At 67.2% G+C, this 22,238-nt stretch carries 21 protein-coding genes and 1 tRNA gene; 11 read left to right on the top strand and 11 right to left on the bottom strand.

Annotation, left to right across the window (positions count from 1 at the left end; translation table 11 throughout):
- The first annotated feature begins 58 nt into the window (after positions 1-58).
- From AX692_RS01415 to AX692_RS01405, 3 genes are read left to right on the top strand one after another with little or no spacing between them, the layout of a single operon-like run.
- On the top strand, positions 59-2,005 hold the full coding sequence (locus AX692_RS01415; RefSeq protein WP_196490190.1) for a pilus assembly protein TadG-related protein: 1,947 nt from the start codon (positions 59-61) through the stop codon (positions 2,003-2,005).
- Positions 2,002-2,622 (top strand): TadE/TadG family type IV pilus assembly protein, encoded by a 621-nt coding sequence (locus AX692_RS01410; protein WP_073973588.1) that lies wholly within the window; start codon positions 2,002-2,004, stop codon positions 2,620-2,622. Before AX692_RS01415 ends, AX692_RS01410 begins: the two co-directional genes overlap by 4 nt.
- Complete coding sequence (locus AX692_RS01405) at positions 2,619-3,284, top strand: TadE/TadG family type IV pilus assembly protein (RefSeq protein ID WP_073973589.1); 666 nt, start codon at positions 2,619-2,621, stop codon at positions 3,282-3,284. The genes AX692_RS01410 and AX692_RS01405 overlap by 4 nt, the downstream gene beginning before the upstream one ends.
- Positions 3,285-3,324: 40 nt before the next feature.
- Here the strand turns inward: AX692_RS01405 and AX692_RS01400 are convergent, their stop codons facing one another.
- The 4 genes from AX692_RS01400 to AX692_RS01385 form a co-directional block, all read right to left on the bottom strand.
- Entirely contained in the window at positions 3,325-4,689 is a 1,365-nt protein-coding gene (locus AX692_RS01400; RefSeq protein ID WP_073973590.1) for a pyruvate dehydrogenase complex E1 component subunit beta, read from the bottom strand.
- 3 nt (positions 4,690-4,692) lie between these two features.
- Positions 4,693-5,760 (bottom strand): pyruvate dehydrogenase (acetyl-transferring) E1 component subunit alpha, encoded by a 1,068-nt coding sequence (gene pdhA, locus AX692_RS01395; protein WP_073973591.1) that lies wholly within the window; start codon positions 5,758-5,760, stop codon positions 4,693-4,695.
- A 157-nt stretch (positions 5,761-5,917) separates the two neighbouring features.
- Complete coding sequence (locus tag AX692_RS01390; protein ID WP_073973592.1) at positions 5,918-6,220, bottom strand: FtsB family cell division protein; 303 nt, start codon at positions 6,218-6,220, stop codon at positions 5,918-5,920.
- Between the two features lie 131 nt (positions 6,221-6,351).
- Positions 6,352-7,521 (bottom strand): acyl-CoA dehydrogenase family protein, encoded by a 1,170-nt coding sequence (locus tag AX692_RS01385; RefSeq protein ID WP_073973593.1) that lies wholly within the window; start codon positions 7,519-7,521, stop codon positions 6,352-6,354.
- A 146-nt stretch (positions 7,522-7,667) separates the two neighbouring features.
- On the opposite strand from AX692_RS01385, the gene AX692_RS01380 reads away from it, so the two are divergent.
- Both AX692_RS01380 and AX692_RS01375 read left to right on the top strand, forming a co-directional pair.
- On the top strand, positions 7,668-8,585 hold the full coding sequence (locus tag AX692_RS01380; RefSeq protein ID WP_073973594.1) for a haloalkane dehalogenase: 918 nt from the start codon (positions 7,668-7,670) through the stop codon (positions 8,583-8,585).
- Positions 8,582-9,799, top strand: coding sequence for an MFS transporter (locus AX692_RS01375; RefSeq protein WP_081095059.1), 1,218 nt, complete (start codon positions 8,582-8,584; stop codon positions 9,797-9,799). The genes AX692_RS01380 and AX692_RS01375 overlap by 4 nt, the downstream gene beginning before the upstream one ends.
- 285 nt (positions 9,800-10,084) lie before the next feature.
- On the opposite strand, the gene AX692_RS01370 is transcribed toward AX692_RS01375, so the two are convergent.
- The 4 genes from AX692_RS01370 to grxC form a co-directional block, all read right to left on the bottom strand.
- A tRNA-Arg gene (locus tag AX692_RS01370) sits at positions 10,085-10,161 on the bottom strand.
- A 148-nt stretch (positions 10,162-10,309) separates the two neighbouring features.
- The gene (locus tag AX692_RS01365; RefSeq protein WP_073973595.1) at positions 10,310-10,774 is read right to left on the bottom strand and encodes a DUF1178 family protein; all 465 of its coding nucleotides are present in this window, start codon (positions 10,772-10,774) and stop codon (positions 10,310-10,312) included.
- A 6-nt stretch (positions 10,775-10,780) separates the two neighbouring features.
- Positions 10,781-11,611 (bottom strand): nitrilase-related carbon-nitrogen hydrolase, encoded by an 831-nt coding sequence (locus AX692_RS01360; RefSeq protein ID WP_073973596.1) that lies wholly within the window; start codon positions 11,609-11,611, stop codon positions 10,781-10,783.
- On the bottom strand, positions 11,611-11,874 hold the full coding sequence (grxC, locus tag AX692_RS01355; RefSeq protein WP_073973597.1) for a glutaredoxin 3: 264 nt from the start codon (positions 11,872-11,874) through the stop codon (positions 11,611-11,613). The genes AX692_RS01360 and grxC overlap by 1 nt, the downstream gene beginning before the upstream one ends.
- Before the next feature lie 147 nt (positions 11,875-12,021).
- Here grxC and AX692_RS01350 point away from each other — a divergent pair, with 147 nt between their 5' ends.
- Positions 12,022-12,501, top strand: a complete 480-nt coding sequence (locus AX692_RS01350; protein ID WP_073977543.1) for an Hsp20 family protein — start codon at positions 12,022-12,024, stop codon at positions 12,499-12,501.
- Between the two features lie 479 nt (positions 12,502-12,980).
- Here AX692_RS01350 and AX692_RS01345 read toward each other — a convergent pair whose 3' ends face one another.
- From AX692_RS01345 to tpiA, 3 genes are all read right to left on the bottom strand, one after another.
- Positions 12,981-14,618 carry a CTP synthase gene (locus AX692_RS01345; RefSeq protein WP_073973802.1) on the bottom strand — a complete coding sequence of 546 codons (1,638 nt, stop codon included), beginning with the start codon at positions 14,616-14,618 and terminating at the stop codon, positions 12,981-12,983.
- A gap of 142 nt (positions 14,619-14,760) precedes the next feature.
- The gene (gene secG, locus AX692_RS01340; RefSeq protein ID WP_081095058.1) at positions 14,761-15,150 is read right to left on the bottom strand and encodes a preprotein translocase subunit SecG; all 390 of its coding nucleotides are present in this window, start codon (positions 15,148-15,150) and stop codon (positions 14,761-14,763) included.
- 100 nt (positions 15,151-15,250) lie between these two features.
- A complete protein-coding gene (gene tpiA, locus AX692_RS01335; protein WP_073973801.1) occupies positions 15,251-16,027 on the bottom strand; it encodes a triose-phosphate isomerase in 777 nt (258 codons plus the stop codon).
- A gap of 256 nt (positions 16,028-16,283) precedes the next feature.
- On the opposite strand from tpiA, the gene AX692_RS01330 reads away from it, so the two are divergent.
- Genes AX692_RS01330 through trpD form a run of 5 tightly spaced genes read left to right on the top strand, consistent with a single transcriptional unit; the run spans position 16,284 to position 22,236 of the window.
- Entirely contained in the window at positions 16,284-18,221 is a 1,938-nt protein-coding gene (locus tag AX692_RS01330) for a peptidylprolyl isomerase (RefSeq protein WP_073973800.1), read from the top strand.
- A 25-nt stretch (positions 18,222-18,246) separates the two neighbouring features.
- Positions 18,247-19,776 carry an anthranilate synthase component I family protein gene (locus tag AX692_RS01325; RefSeq protein ID WP_419470493.1) on the top strand — a complete coding sequence of 510 codons (1,530 nt, stop codon included), beginning with the start codon at positions 18,247-18,249 and terminating at the stop codon, positions 19,774-19,776.
- Positions 19,773-20,639 (top strand): phosphodiester glycosidase family protein, encoded by an 867-nt coding sequence (locus AX692_RS01320; protein WP_073973799.1) that lies wholly within the window; start codon positions 19,773-19,775, stop codon positions 20,637-20,639. Before AX692_RS01325 ends, AX692_RS01320 begins: the two co-directional genes overlap by 4 nt.
- The gene (locus tag AX692_RS01315; RefSeq protein WP_073973798.1) at positions 20,636-21,247 is read left to right on the top strand and encodes an anthranilate synthase component II; all 612 of its coding nucleotides are present in this window, start codon (positions 20,636-20,638) and stop codon (positions 21,245-21,247) included. The genes AX692_RS01320 and AX692_RS01315 overlap by 4 nt, the downstream gene beginning before the upstream one ends.
- Positions 21,244-22,236 carry an anthranilate phosphoribosyltransferase gene (trpD, locus tag AX692_RS01310; protein ID WP_073973804.1) on the top strand — a complete coding sequence of 331 codons (993 nt, stop codon included), beginning with the start codon at positions 21,244-21,246 and terminating at the stop codon, positions 22,234-22,236. Before AX692_RS01315 ends, trpD begins: the two co-directional genes overlap by 4 nt.
- Positions 22,237-22,238 lie beyond the last annotated feature (2 nt).

The raw sequence follows: 22,238 nt of genomic DNA, 5'->3' as shown, positions 1-22,238 counted from the left end.
TGCCCGCGTGATTTTCATGCGGGCGACAGGGAAGGGCACCAACGCGATGGGGCGAGAAATGCAGGCCAGAACGTCGTTCTTGCACAATCTGCTGCACGACAAGACCGCCAACACGCTCGCGATTGCCGCAGCGTCGCTGATCCCGATGATGGCGATGGTCGGCGGCGGCATCGATGCGAGCCGCTACTACATGGCCTCCGCACGCATGCAGGCCGCCTGCGACGCGGGCGCGCTGGCGGCGCGGCGGGCAATGGATACCACGGTGTTGACCACCGCAGCGCGCACGCAGGGCCTCAACTTCTTCGATCAGAACTTCAATGACGGGATGTTCGGGGTCACCAACCGAACCCGCAACTACGCCGCAGACGCCCAAGGCAAGGTGACCGGAACCGCGAGCGGCGTCCTGCCCTCGACCATCATGGCCGCCTTCGGCTACACCCAGTTCCCGCTCTCGGTCACCTGCACCGCAGAAGTGAACATCTCGAACACCGACATCATGTTCGTGCTCGACGTAACCGGGTCGATGGCCGATTGCCCCGACGGCAGCAATTGCAACTCGGGCAGCGGATCGAAGATCGTCGCGCTGCGCTCGGCGGTGATGAGCTTCTACGATACGGTGGAAAGCGCCACCTCGCCGACGGCCCAGGTGCGTTACGGGATGGTGCCCTATTCGCAGCAGGTCAACGTGGGCTTCTCGATTCCGCGCGCCCACATGGCGAACAACCACACCTACCAGTCGCGCGTCGCGCGTTTCAATCAGGCGGCCTACCCCAACAACAACGAAGGCGACGAGGTCGTCTATTCGGACAAGGTCGAATGGCTGCCGCGATCAACCAATAACTTCGGCTCCTCCACCACTGACCGCTACCGTTTCAGGACTGAGGGAACCAAGGGCACGAATGCACGCAATGCCTGCACGAACTACCCTGGCACCTACACGACGACCATCAACAATGCGGAGGAAACCTGGGAGGTCATTGGCCCGACCGAATTCGTTCTCGACCAGTGGCCGGACGGCGAAGAGGATAATCGTGCCGGCTGCCGCGCGCGGGTGCGCAAGACGCGAGAGCTGAACCAGATTGACGTCACCCCGCAGTTCCGCGACTGGGTCTATTGCCCGGTCACCACCGGAACCGCGAACCCGTGCGGCGTTTCCAACCCCGCGCGCAGCCCGGCCGGCTGGGAAACGGTCAACTTCTCGAGCATCTACACCAACAACACGATCGACCTGCCGATCGGCGCCAATGGCGCGATGACCAGCGTGAGCTGGACCGGATGCATCGAGGAACCGACCACCGTCCTGACCGACACCTACGACCCGATCCCCGCCGGCGCGCACGACATCAACATCAACCTCGTGCCCACCACCGAGGAGCAGCGCTGGAAGCCGGCGCTGATCAACGCGGTGTGGAAGCGCGAGGATTCGAACGGCAACAACCTTGCCTGGTTCTACCAGACCGGTGACGAATCCCGCCCCGGCTTCACCTGCCCGCGCGCCGCCCGCAAGCTGGCGGACATCACGCGCAACGACCTCCAGGCCTATGTCGACGCCCTGACGCCGAGCGGGAACACCTATCACGACATCGGCATGCTGTGGGGTTCGCGCTTCATCTCGCCGCGCGGGATGTTCGCTTCCGAGAACACCTCCGCCCCCAACGGAGATCCGATCTCGCGCCACATCGTGTTCATGACCGACGGTGCGCAGGTCAACAACGTCGAGAACTACTCGACCCACGGGATCGAGTGGTGGGATCGCCGGATCAGCGGCGACGGCAACAGCGGACGCGAGTTCAATCGCCGCCGCCAACGCATGCTGGCGATCTGCCGCGCGGCGCAGCAGGAAAACATCACGGTCTGGGTCGTCGCCTTCGGCACCACGCTGACCGCCGACCTGACCACCTGCGCCTCGCCCGGACGCGCCTTCCAGGCCGCCGACAACGCCACGCTCACCGCGCGCTTCCGCGAAATCGCCCAGAAGATCGCGGCGCTGAGGCTCACGCAATGATCCGGCGGCGGCTCTTCATCGCCCATGCGGTCCTGCGGCAACTGCGCCGGAACCGCGAAGGTGTCACGCTGGTCGAGTTCGCGATCGTCGGCCCGGTCCTGATCCTGATGCTGATGGGGCTGTTCGACATCGCGCACACGCAATACACGAGCGCCGTGCTCCACGGCGCGATGCAGAAGGCTGCGCGCGACTATACGCTGGAATCGGCCGCGGTCTCGGCGAACACGATCGATACCCGCGTGCAGGACCAGATCCGTACGGTGATGCCCAACGGCGCGACGATCACCTTCACCAGGTCGGCCTTCGACGACTTCAAGGACGTGAACGAGCCCGAGCCCTACACCGACATGGACAATAACGGGCGCTGCAACAATGGCGAGCCCTACGAGGATGCGAACAACAACTCGATCTGGGATGTCTATCGCGGTCAGAGCGGGATCGGGACAGCGCGCGACGTCATGCTCTTCACCACCAATGTCAGCTATCCGCGGCTGTTCCCGATGTTCGGGATGATCGGTCTGCCCGCCAATGTCACCCTGTCCGCCTCGACGGTGCTGCGGCGTCAGCCTTTCGATCAGGGCAGCAACATCAACCCGACCGTGAGGAACTGCACATGAACTGCTCGTTGCGCCCGATTCTGCGGCGGCTGAGGCAGGATGTCTCGGGCCTCGCGATGGTCGAGTTCGCCTTCGCCGCACCGCTGGTGCTGGGCATGGGCATGCTCGGGACGGACACCGCCCTCCTTGTGATCACCCACCTCCAGGTCAGCCAGATCGCGATGCAGGTGGCCGACAATGCCTCGCGCGTGGGTGACGAGGATTCGCTGGTGGCCCGGCGGGTCTACGAGCGGGACATCGTGGACACCTTGCTGGGCGCCGAGAAGCTGGGCGAGAACATCGCGATCTACCAGCAGGGCCGGGTCATCATCTCCAGCCTCCAGCAGAACGCGCAAGGCGGGCAATGGATTGCCTGGCAGCGTTGCCGCGGGGCGAAGGTCTACAACTCGTCCTTCGGGTTGCAGGGCGAGGGCGCGACCGGCACCAGCTTTCCGGGCATGGGCGTGCCGGGGCGCTACATCACCGCATCGGCCGGCACGGCGGTGATGTTTGTCGAGGTCGCCTACAACTTCCGCTCGATTACCCCGATGAACCTCTTCGACAACCAGCAGATCGTCTACACGGCCGCCTTCAACGTGCGCGACAACCGCGATCTGACGCAGCTCTACACCGGCGGCCCGGTGGCGCGTTGCACCACCTATTCGGCGAACCGCCCGACCTGAAACGGCAGGGCGGTCGCCGATAGCGCGGCCTAGAGCCTGCCTAGTCCCGGTAGCACACCTTGCGCGCGCCCTCGGCGATGCGCGCGGCATCGATCAGCGCGAGCTTCTCGAGGTTGGCCGCATAGGGCAGCGGCACGTCCTCGTTGCACACGCGCAGCACCGGGGCGTCGAGGTGGTCGAAGCCCTCCTCCATGCAGATCGTCACGATCTCGGACGCGATCGAACAGGTCGGCCAGCCTTCCTCGGCCACGATCAGGCGGTTGGTCTTGGCGAGGCTCTTCAGCACGGTGTCCTTGTCGAGCGGGCGCAGGGTGCGCAGGTCGATCACCTCGGCGTCGATCCCCTCGCCCGCCAGCGTGTTCGCCGCTTCGAGGGCGAGGCCGACGCCGATCGAATAGCTGACGATGGTCACGTCCTTGCCTTCGCGCACCACGCGGGCCTTGCCGATGGGCAGGACATAGTCGTCCATCGCGGGCACATCGAAGCTGCGGCCATAGACCAGCTCGTTCTCGAGGAAGACGACCGGGTCCTCGGACCGGATCGCGGCCTTCATCAGCCCCTTGGCGTCGGCGGCATCATAGGGCGCAATGACGATCAGGCCCGGGACGCTGGCATACCACGGACCGTAGTTCTGCGAATGCTGCGCGCCCACGCGTGAGGCCGCGCCGTTGGGGCCGCGGAACACGATCGGGCAGCGCATCTGGCCGCCCGACATGTAATTGGTCTTCGCGGCCGAGTTGATGATGTGGTCGATCGCCTGCATCGCGAAGTTGAAGGTCATGAATTCGACGATCGGACGAAGCCCCCCCATCGCCGCGCCGGTGCCGATCCCGGCAAAGCCGTACTCGGTGATCGGCGTGTCGATCACGCGCTTGGGGCCAAATTCGGCGAGCAGGCCTTGCGTGACCTTGTAGGCGCCTTGGTATTCGGCGACTTCCTCGCCCATCACGAAGACGCGCGGGTCGGCGCGCATTTCCTCGGCCATCGCATCGCGCAAGGCTTCGCGCACCGTGGTGCTGACCAGCGCCGTGCCGGCGGGGATCGCGGGATCGGCGGCGGGCGCGGCGGCTGCGGGCTTTTCCGCCTTGGGGCCCGGGGCAGGCGTGGGCGTCGGCGCAGGTGCAGGTTCAGCGGCGGGAGCGGGCGCAGGCGAAGCCGCCTCCCCTTCCCCCTTGATCAGCGCGATCACCGCGCCGACCGCGACATCCTCGGTCCCGGCGGGAACGAGGATCTTCTCGAGCACGCCTTCATCGATGGCCTCGAACTCCATCGTCGCCTTGTCGGTCTCGATCTCGGCGATGATGTCGCCGGGCTCGATCCGGTCGCCCTCTTGCTTCAGCCACTTGGCGAGCGTGCCCTGCTCCATCGTCGGCGAGAGGGCCGGCATCTTCAGTTCGATCCCCATGGCTCAATACTCCTCCACGAGAACATCGGTGTAGAGTTCGCCCGCTGCGGGTTCGGGCGAGGTTTCGGCGAAATCGGCCGCTTCGGCCACCTCGGCGCGGATCGCCTTGTCGATCGCCTTCAGCTCGTCCTCGGTCTTGCCGGCCTCGATCAGAGCCTTCTTCAGCCCCTCGATCGGGTCGTGGTGATCGCGCTGTTCCTGCACTTCCTCGCGGGTGCGGTACTTGGCGGGGTCCGACATGGAGTGGCCGCGGTAGCGGTAGGTGTTGCACTCCATCAGCACCGGGCCCTTGCCCGCGCGGACATGGGCAAAAGCCACTTCGGCCGCGGCGCGCACCTCGAGCACGTCCATGCCGTTCACTTCCATCCCCGGAATGCGGAAGGCGGTGCCGCGGCGGTAGAAGCGGGTTTCGGCCGAGGAACGCTTGGTCGCAGTGCCCATCGCGTACTGGTTGTCCTCGACCACGAAGACGATCGGGAGGTTCCAGAGCGCGGCCATGTTGAAGGTCTCGTAGACCTGGCCCTGGTTGGCCGCGCCGTCGCCGAAATAGGCAAGGCACAGGCCGCCGTCATTGTTGTACTGGTGCGCCAGCGCAAGCCCCCCGCCCAGCGCGACTTGCGCGCCGACGATGCCGTGGCCGCCGTAGAACTTGTGCTCGGTCGAGAACATGTGCATCGACCCGCCCTTGCCGCGCGAAATGCCGGATTCGCGACCCGTCAGTTCGGCCATGATCACCTTGGGATCGATCCCGTAGGCGAGCATGTGGCCATGGTCGCGGTAGCCGGTGATCACGGAGTCGCGGTCATTGTCGAGCGCCGACTGCAAGCCGATCGCGACCGCTTCCTGGCCGATGTAGAGATGGCAGAACCCGCCGATCAGGCCGAGGCCGTAGAGTTGGCCCGCCTTCTCCTCGAAGCGGCGGATCAGCAGCATCTGGCGGTAGAACTCCAGCATCTCCGCTTCGCTCGCAGCATAGCGCTTGTTCGCCTCGAAGGCCTCCTGAAGCGAATGAAGGATGAAATCGCTATCGTCCGCAGCCGCAGCGGCTGCCTTTGGGGGCTTCTTGGCCAAGATAAGTATCCCTCTCTCTGGCGCGCTCATGGGGAGGAGAAGCGCGGTCCAATGGCTTGCTCTATAGGCAGGCTAGCGGGGGTGACGCAACGGCAAGGCGTTGCAGAAAACCGCACGCGCATACGAAATCAGGTCGATTTGGAAAGCGCAGGCGCGATCACTCGTCGTCGAGCGTGATCACCACCTCGTCCTCGCGCATCACGCCGAGCTGGTCGCGCACCAGCTCGCTGGCGAGATCGGGATCGGCGGCGTCGGGGTCGAGCAGCATCACCCGGTTGCGCAGGCCATCGCGCTTTTCGGTGAGCAAGGCGATCTCGGACTTGCGCGCTTCGAGCGCGGAGGCGCTCTCGCTCCAGGCGAGCAGCCCGGTGGGCCCGGCCACGGCGAAACCCGCCAGCAGCAGCAGCGCGCCCAGCGCCACCACCCGCTTCAGCCTGCTGTCCTTCACCGGTTTGCGCATGACGGAAAAACCGTGTCCCCTTCGCTCCGCAATCCCGCGCGCAGCGTCGTTTTCACAGAATCACACTTGGGCCTGCGCCGCAAGGGGAATGCGGCGTGATGCGCAAGAAACCGTGGGTGGGCCCTGCGAATTCAGTAAGACCGGGGCAGCCCCAGCACGTGTTCGGCGAGGTAGGAGAGGATGAGGTTGGTCGAGATCGGCGCGACCGTGTAGAGCCGCGCCTCGCGGAACTTGCGCTCGATATCGTATTCCTCGGCAAAGCCGAAGCCGCCGAAGGTCTGGACGCACATGTCCGCCGCCTCCCAGCTGGCTTCCGAGGCGAGGAGCTTGGCCATGTTGGCCTCCTCGCCCGGATTGCCGCCCTCGTCATAGACCCGCGCGGCGTGGTGCACCATCAGCTCAGCGGCGCGCATCTGGGCGTAGCAGCGCGCGATCGGGAACTGCACGCCCTGGTTCTGGCCGATGGGGCGGGCGAAGACGCTACGGTCCTTCGCGTATCCCGTGGCCTTCTCGATGAACCACTTGGCATCGCCGATGCACTCCGCCGCGATCAGGATGCGTTCGGCGTTCATGCCGGAGAGGATGTAGCGGAAGCCCTTCCCCTCCTCGCCCACCAGCGCGGTTGCGGGGATGCGCAGGTCGTCGAAGAACACCTCGCAGGAGGAGTGGTTCATCATCGTTCGGATCGGCTTGATGGTCATGCCGCTGCGCTGCGCTTCCTGCATGTCGACGAGGAAGATCGAGAGCCCCTCGGTCTTGCTCGCCGCCTCTTCGCGCGGGGTGGTGCGGGCGAGGAGCAGCATGAGGTCGGAATGCTCGGCGCGGCTGGTCCAGATCTTCTGGCCGTTGATGACGTAGTGATCGCCGTCCTTCACTGCGCGGGTCTTGAGGCTGAGAGTGTCCGTCCCGCTGGTCGGCTCGCTGACCCCGAAGGCCTGCAAGCGCAGCTCCCCGCTGGCGATGCGCGGGAGATAGGCCGCCTTCTGCTCCTCCGAGCCGTAGCGAAGCAGCGTGTTCATGATGTACATCTGGGCATGGGCCGATGAGCCGTTGCACCCGGAGGCCTGGATCTCCTCCATGATCATGCAGGCCGCCGCGAGGCTGAGGCCGCTGCCGCCATGTTCGGTCGGGATCAGCGCGGCAAGGAAACCGGCACGGGTGAGCGCGTCGACGAACTCGGCCGGATAGGCGCGGACCGCGTCCTTGGCGCGCCAGTATTCCCCCGGGAACCCCTCGCACAGGCTGCGCACCGCGCGCCGGATCTCTGCGAGTTCTTGCGGCTCGTGGGTCGACGTGGGCACCTGTAATCTCCTCTCGGCAGGCGAGTGGCTTGGCGCGTCAGCGCCCCCAAGTCCACCTCACCAATTTAGGTGCTTTCGAACAAGACACGGGGTCTGGCAATCCCGTTTCGATCTGCTACCGACTGATCCAGAGAGGGAGAGACCACATGCAGATCATCGCTCACGACCCCGCCCGTTTCGCCGACCTGCCGGGATATGATTTCGCCGAGAACTGGCTCACCATCGACCTGGGCGAGGGCCTTGCCGCGCGCATGCACTACCTCGACGAGGGGCCGAAGGACGCCCCGCCGCTGCTGCTGTTCCACGGCGAGCCCTCGTGGAGCTATCTCTACCGCAAGATGATCCCCCTGCTGGTCGATGCCGGCTTCCGCTGCCTTGCGCCCGACCTCATCGGCTTCGGCAAGAGCGACAAGCCGAGCGAGCAGGGTTTCTACACCTATGCCCGCCATGTGGGTTGGCTCAAGCAGTGGCGCAATGCCGTGGTGCCCGAGGCCGCCGGGCTGTTCTGCCAGGACTGGGGCGGGCTGCTGGGCCTTCGCATGGTCGGGCAGGAGCCGGAACGCTTCGCCTTCGTCGTCGCCAGCAACACCTTCCTCCCCACCGGCGGCGGCAAGGCTTCCGAGGGCTTCCTCGCCTGGCGCGAATTCGCGCGTTCCTCGCCCGAATTCCGCATCGGGGGCATCATGCATCGCGGCTGCCAAAGCGGGCTCTCCGAGGCCGAGATTGCCGCCTATGACGCCCCCTTCCCCGACGAGGCGAGCAAGGCAGGCGCGCGCGCCTTTCCGCAGCTGGTGCCTATCGAGGACGACAAGGACGGGGTCGCCGACAACATCGCCGCCTGGGAGGGGCTGGCCGACTTCGACAGGCCCTTCCTCACCCTGTTCGGCGAGGATGATCCGGTGCTCGGCCGCGCCGCGCCGCTCCTGACCGGGCGGATCAAGGGTGCGACAGGCCAGCCCCATGCCATGCTCCCCAAGTGCGGGCACTTCAGCCAGGAGGATCACCCCGAGGCATTGTCGCAGGGCGTGATCACAATGGCGAGAAAGGCCGGCTTCCTGCCTTGACCCAACCCGCGCCCGCCCCTGCCTGCCTCACCCGCACGCAGGAGCGGGCGCTGGCGCTGACCATCGCGGTGGTCACGGCCAACGCCTATTACATCCATCCGATCATCGGCGAGGTCGCCCGCGCCTTCGATGTGGGCGAGGCCGAGATCGGGCTGGTGCCGGCGCTGAACCAGCTTGCGCTCGCGCTCGGCATCCTGCTGCTGCTGCCGCTCGGCGATTTCTACCGCAACCGGACGCTGTGCCTCGTCTTCGTCGCCGGGCAGACGCTGTGCCTTGCGGGCATGGTGCTCGCGCCCGGCTTCATCGCCTTCACCGCCGCCTCGACGCTGCTCGGCTTCTTCACCATCGCGCCCTACCTGATCCCCGCCTTCGCCTCCAAACGCGTCGCGCCCGAGAGGCTGGGAGCGGTGACCGCGCAACTCACCGCGGCGGTGATCTTCGGCATCCTCGTCGCGCGCGTGGGTGCCGGGATCATCGCCGCGCGGGCGGACTGGCACATGGTCTATGTCTGCGCGCTGGCGCTGATGGTGGCAGTGACCGCGTTCCTGCCCTTGGCGATGCGCAGCGAGGCGGCCAGCCCCAAGCAGGCCCCTGCCAGCTACCGCGCGCTGATCACCTCGGTCTTCACCCTCGCCGCGCGCCACCCCGACATGCGGATCTCCGCCGCGATCCAGGGCCTCAACTTCGCGATTTTCACCGCGAGCTGGCTGGCGCTCGCGCTCCACCTGACCGGCCCCGCGATGGGCTACGGCACCGACGATGTCGGCTATCTGGCCGGGATCGCGGCGGTGAGCGTCTTCACCACCCCGCGGCTCGGACGCTGGGCGGACAGGGTCGGCCCGCGCCGAGCCAGGATCGCGGCGGCGCTGGTGCAGCTGACAGGGATCGCGCTGTTCTATCCGCTGGGCTTCTCGATCTGGGCGATCCTCGTGCCGCTGTTCGTCACCAACCTCGTTGGGCCGACCATCGACGTGACCGGGCGGATGACACTGTTCACCCTCGCCCCGGAAATCCGCACCAGGCTCACCACCAGCTACATCGTCACGATGTTCGTGGGCGGGGCAATCGGGAGCGCGGCGGGCACTGCGGTGTTCGACCTTGGCGGCTGGGGCGCAACCTGCGCGCTGCTGCTGGCGGCGAGCTGCGCGGTGGTGGCGCTCTCGCTCCATGCCGAGCGGCGCTGGAAGGCCGCCGCCCGTGTCAATTCGCTCTGACAAGACGTGCGATTTACATCAAAAGACATTGTTAACCTTCTTAGGGTAAACAGGCTTTCGAAGGGCGCTACGGCCATCTACCGAACGACGAAGTAACGCTTTGGTCGCTCCGGTTGGGCCGAAAGCCTTTCCCAAAGAAGGGCGTTACGGCCGAATACCGAATGATCGGGCGAAAGCCCCCTCACTCCGGTTGGGCCGAGCGCCCTTTTTTGCGTCCCCTGTCCGCGCGCACGCCAGCGTTCCCGACCAACAGCCGGGCCAAGAACACAATGATGGTGGGAAAGATGGTGACCCCGGCGCGATTCGAACGCGCGGCCCTCAGATTAGGAATCTGATGCTCTATCCTGCTGAGCTACGGGGTCCCGGGCCGCTTCATAGCAGGAGACTGTTAAGGCGCAATATCGGCCCGAAGGGTCGCAAGGCCGAACGGCGGCCCGCAGCGGGCGCAGCTATGCTGCGCGCATAGCGAGGACCGCATCGCGGAGGCGATGCGGACAACAAAAACACCTTTCAATTCAACTTTTCGGGCGGCGCCACAGGAAACGGCAAAGGCGCGACCGGCACGCCTTCCTCGATCAGTGCCTTGGCCTCGGCAAGGCTCGCCTGCCCGTGGATCGGGGCCTCGTCGCGTTCGCCGTAGTGCATCTTGCGGGTCTCCTCGGCAAACCTGTCGCCGACCCAGGTGGAGTTCTTGAGCGCTTCCGCCTGCGCCTTGGCGAGCTGGCTGAGCGCCTGCTGCACATGGGGCGGCATCGGGGTGTTGGCCATCGGCCGGGTCTCGGGCGCGAGCACCTCCTGGCGGCTGTTGCCCTTGGCGGGGACGGCCGGGGCCATCGGCGCCTTGCTCACTTCGCCCGATCCGCAGTTCGGGCAGGCGAGCAGCCCGCGCGCGCGCTGGTCCTCGAAATCTCCCGAGGAGCCGAACCACCCCTCGAACCGGTGGCCTTGAGTGCAGGAAAGGTCGAAAACGATCATGACAGGTCAGGACTTGGCGATTTCCCGCCGGTTGGCAAGAGCGGGCACCTGCGCACGCACGGCGGCGATGCGGGCCAGGTCGATCTCGCACAAGCCGAGCCCCGGTGCCTCGCCGCCCATGTCGAGCAGCACCTCGCCCCAAGGGTCGACCACGAGGCTGTGGCCATAGGTTTCGCGCCCGTCCGCGTGACGGCCGACCTGCGCAGCAGCGATGATGAAGGCCTGTGCCTCGATCGCGCGTGCGCGCAGCATCACGTGCCAGTGCGCTGCGCCGGTAGGCCGGGTGAAGGCGGCGGGCACCGCGATGGCATCGCACGCCCGATCCCCCAATGCGCCGAACAGCGCCGGAAACCTGAGGTCATAGCACACCGCCAGCCCGAGCCTGCCGACCGGCGTGTCCTCGACGCTCACCACCGCGCGCCCGGCCTCATAGGCATTGCTCTCGCGCCAGGATTCGCCGCTGGCGAGGTCGACATCGAACATGTGGATCTTGTCGTAGGTGACGGGCTCTACCGCGCCCTCGCCGTGGCGGCTGAAATACATCGAGCGGTTGGCCCACTTGCCCCCCTCCCCCGCGACCGCCTGCGAGCCGAGTGCGATGTCGATCCCGAATTCGCCCGCATGGTTGAACAGCCGCTCGGTCACCTTGCCCGGGCCGCCGCTCTCGATCCAGTGCCGCGCCCGCGCACGGTCGCGATCGAGCAGGATCGACATCTCCGGCGTGAACAGCACCTCGGCGCCCGCGGCCGCGGCTTCCTCAGCCGCCTCCTCGATCGCGAAGAGGTTCGCCTCGGGATCGATCCCCGAGGTCATCTGGAGCAGGGCGATCTTCGGCATCAGCCCGCCAGAAGGCCGTCGAGCTTGCCCTCGCGTTCGAGCGCGGCGAGATCGTCGCTCCCGCCCACATGGGTCTCGCCGATGAAGATCTGCGGCACCGTCATCGCGTTCGGCGCGCGCGCGAGCATTTCGGCACGCTTGGGGCCGCCCATGGTGATGTCGTGCTCGGTGAAGACCGCGCCCTTCTCGGTCAGCAGGCGCTTGGCGCGCACGCAGAAGGGGCAGGCGAACTTGGTGTAGATGTCGATCCGGGGGGCGGCCATTTTGTCCCTCTTGAAAGCCTGAGTGTGAAAACCAGATAAGCACAGTCACCGCGTTTCGCCAGTCTCGGGAAGTGCGGGAGACAAGGCGGGCGCTGCATCCGGCAGGCCCGCGTCCGAACCAGATCGCTCAAGATGAGGATTTGCACGATGTCGCGTTTCGATTTCACCCCCTACCGCCGCTCCACTGTCGGCTTCGACCGGTTGTTCGACCTGCTCGAGAATCAGGCGCGGCTCAATGCGGGCGACAACTACCCCCCCTTCAACATCTCGCGCCGGGGCGAGGACAATTACCGCATCACGCTCGCCGTGGCGGGCTTCCGTCCGGGCGATATCGACATCACCGCGCAGCAGAACCTGCTCGTGGTTCAGGGCAGAAAGCGTGAGGAGGCCGAAGACGGCGCCGAGCTGATCCATGTCGGCATCGCCAACCGCGGGTTCGAGCGCCGCTTCGAGCTTGCCGATTTCGTGCGGGTCGAGCGTGCGGATCTGGCCGATGGCCTGCTCATCATCGATCTCGTGCGCGAGGTTCCCGATGCGATGAAGCCGCGCAAGATCGCGATCGGAGGCACGGCGACGCTGACCGCGGTGCCCGCTGCCGACGATCAGGATACCGCCAGCGCGGCCTGATCCGTCAAGCCATTCCTGCAAACTGAAAGGGGGCGGATCTTGCGATCCGCCCCCGCGACTTGCGTCGCCTCGGCTCATCCTATCCGTCCGGGTCGCAGAAGACGGACAAGATTAGCCAAGCTGGTATCGCAGGACCGGCTTTGTTGCGCCACTATCGAAAAATCGAATTGGCGGCGCGGAAGTCGATCCGGCTTAACAGGTGAGTCCCTAGAAAACCGTGAAAACCTGTCCCGCGTCTAATGCGGATTAGCAATGCTAGGCAAGGTCTATCTGTAAAACTTGTATGAAAACGACACGTCAAGTCCGGTTTGCGAAACAAGGGATTGCAAAGGGGAGTTGATCATGACTCGCACGCGGAAGCGCGCCGGGCTTCCGCAGACGAGAGGCGGCGAGGGTCGCGCGCAGATGAGCAAGAATCGTCAAGCACCCCCGCCCGCCGTAGTCCCCGCGGGCTGACGAGCGCGAATCACCCGCTCGCGTCAGACGAGGCGCGACTGTTCCAGCGCGGCGGCGATGAAGCCGGCGAACAGCGGGTGCGGATCGAAGGGGCGCGACTTCAGTTCCGGATGGAACTGCACGCCCACGAACCACGGGTGGTCGGGCCGCTCGACGATCTCGGGCAGCAGGCCATCCGGCGACATGCCGGAGAAGATCAGCCCCTGCTTCTCGAGCGGCTCGATGAAGGCGCTGTTGACCTCGTAACGGTGGCGGTGGCGCTCCGAGATCAGCTCGGCCCCGCCATAGATCTGCGAAGTGTGGCTGTTGGGGCTGAGCCTCGCCGGGTAGGCGCCGAGCCGCATCGTCCCGCCAAGGTCGCCGCCCTCCTCGCGCTGCTGAATGCCTTCCTTGCTCATCCACTCGGTGATGATGCCGACGACGGGCGCCTCGGTCGGGCCGAATTCGGTTGAGGAGGCATTGGCGATCCCTGCCGCGCGCGCGCCTTCGATGCAGGCCATCTGCATGCCGAGGCAGATGCCGAAGAAGGGAACATTGCGGGTGCGGGCGAAGCGCACGCTGGCGATCTTGCCCTCGCTCCCGCGCTCGCCGAAGCCGCCGGGGACGAGGATGCCGTGCATCGGTTCGAGCTGCGCGATGATCTGGCTGTCGTCGTCGCCTTCGAAGATCTCGGCGTCGATCCAGCGGATGTTGACCTTCACGCGGTTGGCGAGGCCGCCGTGAACCAGCGCCTCGTTGAGGCTCTTGTAGGCATCGGGCAGGCCCACATACTTGCCCACCACCGCGATGGTGACTTCGCCCTCGGGGTTGAAGTGCCGCTCGGTCACGTCCTTCCACGCCGAGAGGTCGGGCTCGGGCGCATCGGTGATGCCGAAGGCGCGCAGCACCTCGCGGTCGAGGCCCTCGGCGTGATATTGCTCGGGGACCGAATAGATCGAGGGCGCGTCCAATGCCGGGATCACCGCTTCGGCGCGCACGTTGCAGAACTGCGCGATCTTGCGGCGGTCGCTTTCGGGAATGGGATGCTCGGCGCGGCACAGCAGGATGTCGGGCTTGATCCCCAATGCGGCGAGCTCGCGCACCGAGTGCTGGGTGGGCTTGGTCTTCAGCTCGCCCGCGGCCTTGATGTAGGGCACGAGCGTGACATGGACCGAAACGGTCTGGAACGGCTCGAGCTCGTTCCGGAGCTGGCGGATCGCTTCCATGAAGGGCAGCGATTCGATGTCGCCAACGGTGCCGCCGATCTCGCACAGGATGAAGTCATTGTCGCCCTGGTCGGCGAGCGCGAATTCCTTGATCGCGTCGGTCACGTGGGGGATCACCTGCACGGTCGCCCCGAGATAGTCGCCGCGGCGCTCCTTGGCGATGATGTCGCGGTAGACGCGGCCAGAGGTGATGTTGTCGGCCTGGCTCGCCGAGACGCCGGTGAAGCGTTCGTAGTGGCCCAAGTCGAGATCGGTCTCGGCCCCGTCGTCGGTCACGTAGACCTCGCCGTGCTGGTACGGGCTCATCGTGCCCGGATCGACGTTGAGATAGGGGTCGAACTTGCGAATGCGGACCTTGTAGCCGCGCGCCTGAAGGAGGGCCGCCAGCGAGGCTGCCATGAGACCTTTGCCGAGCGAGGAGACCACGCCGCCGGTGATGAAAATGAACCGCGCCATGGGATTCGGGCCTTAAGCAAACGAGAGGATTCGGGGCAAGCGAATTGCGCCCTTCACGCGGACGCCATCCACAGTGCCGGTGAGCGGCAACGGCGAAGGGCGCGCCCGGAGGGGCGCGGCGCTTCGGCCTTGCGGGGCTGGATTACTGCTTGGTGGGCGCGGCAGGCGCGGGCTCGGCGGGAGCCTGCGAGGCAGAGGCAGCGGGCGCGGGCTCCACCGGGTCGGCGAGCAGATCGGGCCTGGCAGGCGCGGCGGCGCCGGGCGCGGTGCGATCGAGCGTCGAGGTGACCGTGCCCGCACTGTTCTCGCGCGCAGCGAGCGCTGCGAGCAGGATCGAGAGTGCCACAAAGGCGATCGCCAGCCACTTGGTGGTACGGGTCAGGAAGTCAGCCGCCCCGCGCGCACCGAATGCGCCACCCGGGCTCGAGCCGATGCCGAGCCCGCCCCCCTCGGAGCGCTGCATGAGCACCACGCCGACCAGCGCGGCGGCGACCAGGGCCTGGATCACGGTGAGGAAGATGAACAGGGACATGAAGACGCTTCTCTGGCGGGGGCGATCCGGTCGCCCGGTGATGGGGTGTTGCGCGCCATGTAGGCGTGCAGGGCGCGCGCGGCAAGCCCGGCCCGGCGGCCTAGTTCTCGAACGGCTCGCTGGCGGCGAGCGCGATGCCCATGAAGCTGTCGGCGGTGAGGCTCGCGCCCCCCACCAGCGCCCCGCCCACATCGGGCACGGCGAAGATCGCCGCAGCATTGTCGGGCTTGACCGAGCCGCCATAGATGATGCGCACTTCGGCCCCCTGCTCGGCGCCCAGCAACTCGACAAGCAGCGCGCGGATCTCACCGTGCATTTCAGCGATGTCGTCGGTAGTCGCCGGCGTGCCGGTGCCGATTGCCCAGAGCGGCTCGTAAGCGACGGTCAGCCGCTCGCCGAGCAGCTCGGCGGGGAGCTGTTCGACCGGCGGGAGCGAGGCCTTGAGCTGCTTCTTGATGAAGGCCACTGCCTTGCCCGACTCGCGGGTCTCGCCGCTCTCGCCGCAGCACAGGATCACCTTGAGCCCGGCCGCGAACGCCGCGCCCGCCTTGGCGCGCACCAGCGCATCGCTCTCGCCATGGCCGGTGCGGCGTTCCGAATGGCCGAGAATGACGAAACTCGCGCCCGCATCGGCGACCATCGCCGCCGAAATGTCGCCGGTGTGCGCGCCGCCATCCTCGTGGTGGCAGTCCTGCGCGCCGACCGCGATCTGCTCGGCCTCGCGGTGGATCGGGTGGATCAGCGTGTAAGGCGGCGCGATCGCCACCTCGACCTTCATGTGGCGCTGTGCGGCACGGTCGATCGCGCGCGCTTCGGAGAGCATTGCGCGGGTGCCATGCATCTTCCAGTTTCCGACGATATAGGGTCGGCGGGTCATGACAAGTCCTGCACTTCCTGCAAATTGAGAGGGTTGGGCCCGGTGTTCCGGTTATTGTCGTTGTGATTCCGGATCTGCTGTAGTGCCCCGAGGCCGCGTCCGCTAGCCGTGGAAGTCGCGGCTGTCAAAAGCGTCTCGAACCTGTTGCCGCGCGGTCGCAGGCCCTCTAAAGCGCGCCTTGCGCCGCACGCAGGGCGACGCATGACCGAGATATGCCGGCCCGCGCGGGCCACCCCCGAATGGGATCGACACGCACATGATTTCGTTTTTCCGCCGCTTTTTCGCCTCGAAGATCGGCCTGCCCCTGGTTCTCGCCTTCCTCGCGCTGATCGCGGTCGCGTTTGCCGCATCGGATCTGTCGTCGACCAATTTCACCGGCATCTCGGGCGGTGACAAGCTGGCGGTGGTCGGCAGCCGGGACATCCCGCTGGACGATCTGCCGGTCGCGGCGAATACCGAGCTGAGGGGCGCGCGTCAGCAGAACCCGACGCTGACCATGCCCGAATTCGTGGCGCAAGGCGGGCTCGAAGCGGTCATCAGGCAGCTGATCGACCGCTACACCGTGGGCGAATACGGCCGCACTCACGGCCTGCGTGCGGGCGACAATCTGGTGAACAGCGAGATCCTCAAGATCCCCGCCTTCCAGGGCGCAACCGGCGAATTCGACCAGAAGACCTATGAAGCCGCGCTCCAGAACGCGGGCGTATCCGGCCAGACCTTCCGCCGCGATCTCGAGGACGGGCTGATCGAGCAGCAATTGCTGCGTTCGGCGATCGTCGCCCCGCAGCTGCCCGAGAAGATCGCGCGCCAATACGCGGCGCTGGTGCTGGAGAAGCGCAAAGGCGCGATCGCGCTGATCCCGAGCAGCGCCTACGCGCCTGCCGGCAACCCGTCCGAGGCGCAGCTGGCCGCCTGGTACAAGGACAACCGCACCCAGTTCATCCGCCCCGAGCGCCGCACGCTGCGCTTTGCGGTGTTCGGCGGCGAGAGCCTCAAGGTCGATGCCGTGCCGACCGCGGCCGAGATCGCCGCGCGTTACAAGCGCGACGCGGCGCGATATGCTGCCAGCGAAAAGCGCGGGATCACCACCTTCGTCGTCCCCACGCAGGACGCGGCCAAGTCGCTCGCCGCGCGGATCGCCGCCGGCGCCCCGATCGAGACCGTCGCGCGCGAGGCAGGGTTCACCGCCTCCCGGCTCGAGCCCGAGGACCGCGAGGCGATGGCCGGCTCGACCAGCTTCGCCTTCGCGCAGAACGCCTTCAAGGCGGCCAAGGGCGCGGTGATCGAACCGGCGCAGGGCACGCTCGGCTGGTATGTCGCGCGGCTCGATTCGATCGACGCCACGCCGGCGCGCAGCCTCGCCCAGGCGACTCCCGAGATCACCGAGGCGCTCACCGCCGAGAAGCGCGCCGCCGCGGTCGCCGACCGCGTCGCCGAGATCGAGGCCGAGATCGACGGGGGCACCGCGCTCGCCGATGTCGCCAAGGCCAACGGGCTGACGGTCGAGACCACCCCGGCGCTGCTCGCCAACGGTCAGGCTTTCGGCCAGCCCGAGCTCCAGATCGTGCCGCAGCTCGCGCAGGTGCTCCAGACCGCCTTCCAGATGGAGGAAAGCGAGCCCCAGCTCGCGCCGGTCGAGGGCGGGCAGTTCGTGATCTTCGAGGTCGCCAAGGTCGAGGAGGCCGCCGCCCCGGCGCTGGCGCAGGTGCGCGAGGAGGCGATCGCCGGCTGGAAACGCGCGCAGGGCGCGATCCTCGCCAGGCAGGCCGCCGACCGGATCGTCGCCAAGGTGCGCGGCGGCACCAGCCTCGAGGTGGCGATGGCGGCGGAGAACAGGCCCGGCTTCGACCGCGAGGTGATCGACATCGAACGCCGCCAGCTGCTCGCCCAGCAGCGCGGACGCATCGCCCCGCCGTTGGTGCTGATGTTCAGCATGGCCGAGGGCACCACCAAGTCGCTCGAGGCCCCGCGCAATCTCGGCTGGTACATCGTCGATCTGGAGGACATCAGCACCCTGCCGCTCGACAAGGAGCCCGAACTGATCGTGCAGACCCGCCAGCAGCTCGGCGCCAGCCTCGCGGGAGAATACCGCAGCCAGGCGCTCGCGGCGATGCGCGAGGAGCTGGGCGTGACCCGCAACGAGGCGGGGATCGCAACGGTGCGCAAGCAGCTCGTCGGCGACGCGGCGCAGTAAGGTCGGCAGACCCCGTGAGCCTTTCGTGACCCTCGCAAGCCCGGCCAGCCTGCCCGAGAACGCCGCCGCCGCCATCGCCAGCCTCGCCGCCGGGCGGCCGAGCCTCGTGTGGCGGCGGATCATCGCCGACAGCGACACCCCGGTGGGCGCGGCGCGGCGGCTGATCGTGTCCGGGCGCGGCGACTTTCTGCTCGAGAGCGTCGAGGGCGGCGAGGTGCGCGGGCGCTACAGCCTGCTTGGGCTCGATCCCGACCTGGTGTTCCGCGCAAAGGGCAATACCGCCGAGGTCAACCGCGACTGGAAGCTCGACCCAGAGGCCTTCACTCCGCTCGCAAGCGGCGCGCTCGCCGAATTGCGCGCGCTGGCGGACGCCTGCCGGATCGACCCCATGCCCGAGGGCCTGCCCCCTGCCCTCGCCTGCCTCGTGGGCTATCTCGGCTACGAGACCATCGGCCTCGTCGAGACCCTGCCGCGCGCTGCCGAAAGCTTACTGGCGCTGCCCGACATGCTGTTCGTGCGGCCGACGGTGATCCTGGTGTTCGACGGGCTCACCAATGCGCTCTTCGCCATCGCCCCGATCTGGGAGGCGGTCGACCCTGCCGCCGCAGTGGAGCGTGCGGGCGAGCGGATCGATGCTACCTTGAGCCAGCTGGGCGCACCGATGCCCGCAAGCGGCGCCGAGGCCGTGCCGGACACCCCCCCCGACCTCGCGCCGGTGATCGCGCCCGAGGACTACAAGGCGATGGCGCTGGCGGCGAAGGACTATATCCTCGCGGGCGACATTTTCCAGGTCGTGCTCGCCCAGCGCTTCACCTGCCCCTTCACCCTTCCCCCGCTGGCGCTGTATCGCGCCTTGCGGCGGGTGAACCCCTCGCCCTTTCTCTATTTCCTCGACCTGCCCGGCTTCGCGCTGGTCGGCTCGAGCCCCGAGATCCTGGTGCGGGTGCGTGAGGGCGAAGTCACGATCCGTCCGATCGCCGGAACCCGCCCCCGCGGCGCGACGCGCGAGGAGGACATCGCCAACGAGGCGAGCCTGCTCGCCGATCCCAAGGAGCGTGCCGAGCACCTGATGCTGCTCGATCTCGGCCGCAACGATGTCGGCCGGGTGGCGGCGGCAGGCACGGTCGAGGTCACGGGCAGCTTCACCATCGAACGCTACAGCCACGTGATGCACATCGTCAGCAATGTGGTGGGCGAGCTGGCGGGGGACAGGGATGCCCTGGACGCTCTTTTCGCGGGCTTTCCGGCGGGCACGGTCTCGGGCGCGCCCAAGGTCCGCGCCTGCCAGATCATCGCCGAGCTCGAGCCCGAAACGCGCGGCGCCTATGCCGGGGGGGTGGGCTATTTCGCGCCCGACGGCTCGCTCGACAGCTGCATCGTCCTCAGGACCGCAGTGGTCAAGGATGGGGTGATGCACGTGCAGGCGGGCGCGGGCATCGTCGCCGATTCGGATCCCGATTACGAGCTCGCCGAATGCCGCGCGAAGGCCGGCGCCCTGATCGCCGCCGCGCGCGAGGCGGTGCGGGTCGCGGGCGAGCCGGGGTACGGGCAATGAGGCGGGTCGCTCTGGCCTTGGGCCTGACGCTAGCGCTCGCCGCCTGTTCGGAAGCGCCTGCGGGCGAGGCGCTGGTCAAGGTCAAGTTCGACGGGTCGGACGCCGAGGAACCGCTCGCCGGGCCGACCGAGACCGCCGCGCCCGATCTCGGCCCCTCGGCCTGCGAGAGCGTGCAATTCGAGGGCGTCCCCCTCACCCACTGCATCGCCGACCCTGCGCAGCACCGCATCGCCATGGCCAATCTCGGCGCGGACAAACAGCCCTTTGCCAGCCTCGCCAAGTTCGCCGCCAGCGTCGATCCGGCCACCATCGCCTTCGCCGTCAACGGCGGGATGTACGGCGATGACCTCAAGGCAATCGGCTACTACGTCCAGAACGGCGAGCGGCTGAAGGAGCTGAACCGCGCCGACGGAGAGGGCAATTTCTACATGAAGCCCAACGGGGTGTTCTTCGGCAGCGACGCCAAGTGGCTGGTGCTGGGGAGCAACACCTTCTTCAACACCGTGGGCGACCGCCCGCAATTCGGAACCCAGTCGGGCCCGCTGCTGCTGGTCGATGGCAAGCTCCACCCGGAGATCCAGGACGACGGCCCCTCCAGGGCGATCCGCAATGCTGTCGGCGTCGATGCGAGCGGCAAGGCCCATTTCGTCATCTCCGACGCGCCCATCAGCTTCGGCCAGCTCGCGCGCTACTATCGCGACGTGCTGAAGGTGCAGAACGCCCTCTATCTCGACGGGCAGGTTTCGAGCCTCTGGAACCCGGCGCGCGGCCGGATGGACAAGGGCCGCATCGGGCCGATCATCGTGGTCAGCAAGCGCGAGGCGAAACCGGCTGCGGCATCATCAGAGGCGCCCGAGCAATGATTCTCGTCATCGACAATTACGACAGCTTCACCTTCAACCTCGTCCACTACCTGATGGAGCTGGGGGCCGAAGTCCGCGTCGAGCGCAACGACGCGCTGACCGCTGCGGAAGCGATCCGCAGCAATGCGGCGGGCTTCCTCATCTCGCCCGGGCCCTGCACGCCCAACGAGGCCGGCATCAGCCTCGATCTGGTCGCGGCCTGTGCGGACGCGGGCAAGCCCTTGATGGGCGTGTGCCTCGGCCACCAGGCGATCGGGCAGCATTTCGGCGGCACCGTCCAGCGCGGCGGACTGATGCACGGCAAGACCTCGCCGGTCAGCCATGACGGGACGGGGGTGTTCGAAGGGCTCCCCTCGCCTTTCATCGCCACGCGCTATCACAGCCTCGAGGTGGTGAACGTGCCCGCGGAACTGATCGCCAACGCCCATGCCGAGACCCCCGGCACCGACCATCCTAGCGTGATGGGTTTCCGCCACGCCAGCCTCCCGATCCATTCGGTGCAATTCCATCCCGAGAGCATCGCCACCGAGCACGGCCACGCGCTGCTCGCCAACTTCGTGCGGTTGTGCGGGCTGGAGCCGGTGCTGCCCGCAAGGCTGACGGCGTGAACACCCTCCCCGACATCACCGCGCCCCTCAGCGAAGCCGAAGCCGAAGCCGCCTTCGGCACGCTGCTCGACGGCGCACCTTCGGAAGACGAGATCGCCACCTTTCTCGTCGCCCTCTCGGCGCGAGGCGAGACGGCGGACGAGATCGCCGGTGCAGCCCGTGCCCTGCGCGCGCGGCTGATCCCGATCCCGGCACCCGAAGGCGCGATCGACGTCTGCGGCACAGGGGGCGACGGGCATCACACCCTCAATGTCTCGACCGCCGTCAGCCTCGTCGTCGCGGCCTGCGGGGTGCCGGTCGCCAAGCACGGCAACCGCGCGGCCTCCTCGAAGGCAGGCGCGGCGGACACGCTCGAAGCTCTCGGACTCGATATGGACGCGGCCGGGCGCACCGCCGAAAAGACCCTCGCCGAGATCGGCATCTGCTTCCTCTTCGCGAAGAACCACCACCCCGCGATGGCGCGGATCCAGCCCATCCGGGCGCGGATCGGCCAGCGCACGATCTTCAATCTGATGGGCCCGCTATCCAACCCCGCCCGGGTCGAGAGCCAGCTGATCGGCATCGCCCGTCCCGCCTATGTGCCGATCTATGCCGGCGCGATGGCGCGGCTCGGCACAGGCAAGTCGCTGATCGTCTCGGGCGACGAGGGCCTCGACGAGCTGAGTCTTGCCGGCGGCAACGAGGTCGCGGTGGTGACCGGACACGCCTTCACCATGGAGCGGATCGACGCGGGCGCGGCGGGCCTCCCCCATGCCCCGATCGAGGCAATTCGCGGCGATGACGCCAAGCACAACGCCGCCGCACTGAAGGCGCTGCTGATGGGCACCCCCGGGCCCTATCGCGACGCGGTGCTGTTCAACGCGGCAGGCGCGCTGACCGTCGCCGGACGCGGCGCGGATTGGCGTGAGCGGGCAAGCATGGCTGCCGAAGCGCTCGATTCGGGCGCAGCGCTGGCCTTGCTCGAGCGCTGGATTGCGCTAGCAAAGTGAAA

The sequence above is a fragment of the Erythrobacter donghaensis genome, assembly GCF_001557325.1.
Taxonomy (GTDB): domain Bacteria; phylum Pseudomonadota; class Alphaproteobacteria; order Sphingomonadales; family Sphingomonadaceae; genus Erythrobacter; species Erythrobacter donghaensis_B.
The sequence above is the reverse complement of the archived record's forward strand: the minus strand, read 5'-3'. Positions and strand labels throughout refer to the sequence as shown.

What these genes read in the sequence shown, in the direction of transcription:
- AX692_RS01415 (WP_196490190.1), top strand. Translation starts at nt 59, where the DNA reads ATGCAGGCCAGAACGTCGTTCTTGCACAATCTGCTGCACGACAAGACC.
- AX692_RS01410 (WP_073973588.1), top strand. Translation starts at nt 2,002, where the DNA reads ATGATCCGGCGGCGGCTCTTCATCGCCCATGCGGTCCTGCGGCAACTG.
- AX692_RS01405 (WP_073973589.1), top strand. Translation starts at nt 2,619, where the DNA reads ATGAACTGCTCGTTGCGCCCGATTCTGCGGCGGCTGAGGCAGGATGTC.
- AX692_RS01400 (WP_073973590.1), bottom strand. Translation starts at nt 4,689, where the DNA reads ATGGGGATCGAACTGAAGATGCCGGCCCTCTCGCCGACGATGGAGCAG.
- AX692_RS01390 (WP_073973592.1), bottom strand. Translation starts at nt 6,220, where the DNA reads ATGCGCAAACCGGTGAAGGACAGCAGGCTGAAGCGGGTGGTGGCGCTG.
- AX692_RS01380 (WP_073973594.1), top strand. Translation starts at nt 7,668, where the DNA reads ATGCAGATCATCGCTCACGACCCCGCCCGTTTCGCCGACCTGCCGGGA.
- AX692_RS01365 (WP_073973595.1), bottom strand. Translation starts at nt 10,774, where the DNA reads ATGATCGTTTTCGACCTTTCCTGCACTCAAGGCCACCGGTTCGAGGGG.
- AX692_RS01360 (WP_073973596.1), bottom strand. Translation starts at nt 11,611, where the DNA reads ATGCCGAAGATCGCCCTGCTCCAGATGACCTCGGGGATCGATCCCGAG.
- grxC (WP_073973597.1), bottom strand. Translation starts at nt 11,874, where the DNA reads ATGGCCGCCCCCCGGATCGACATCTACACCAAGTTCGCCTGCCCCTTC.
- AX692_RS01350 (WP_073977543.1), top strand. Translation starts at nt 12,022, where the DNA reads ATGTCGCGTTTCGATTTCACCCCCTACCGCCGCTCCACTGTCGGCTTC.
- AX692_RS01345 (WP_073973802.1), bottom strand. Translation starts at nt 14,618, where the DNA reads ATGGCGCGGTTCATTTTCATCACCGGCGGCGTGGTCTCCTCGCTCGGC.
- secG (WP_081095058.1), bottom strand. Translation starts at nt 15,150, where the DNA reads ATGTCCCTGTTCATCTTCCTCACCGTGATCCAGGCCCTGGTCGCCGCC.
- tpiA (WP_073973801.1), bottom strand. Translation starts at nt 16,027, where the DNA reads ATGACCCGCCGACCCTATATCGTCGGAAACTGGAAGATGCATGGCACC.
- AX692_RS01330 (WP_073973800.1), top strand. Translation starts at nt 16,284, where the DNA reads ATGATTTCGTTTTTCCGCCGCTTTTTCGCCTCGAAGATCGGCCTGCCC.
- AX692_RS01320 (WP_073973799.1), top strand. Translation starts at nt 19,773, where the DNA reads ATGAGGCGGGTCGCTCTGGCCTTGGGCCTGACGCTAGCGCTCGCCGCC.
- AX692_RS01315 (WP_073973798.1), top strand. Translation starts at nt 20,636, where the DNA reads ATGATTCTCGTCATCGACAATTACGACAGCTTCACCTTCAACCTCGTC.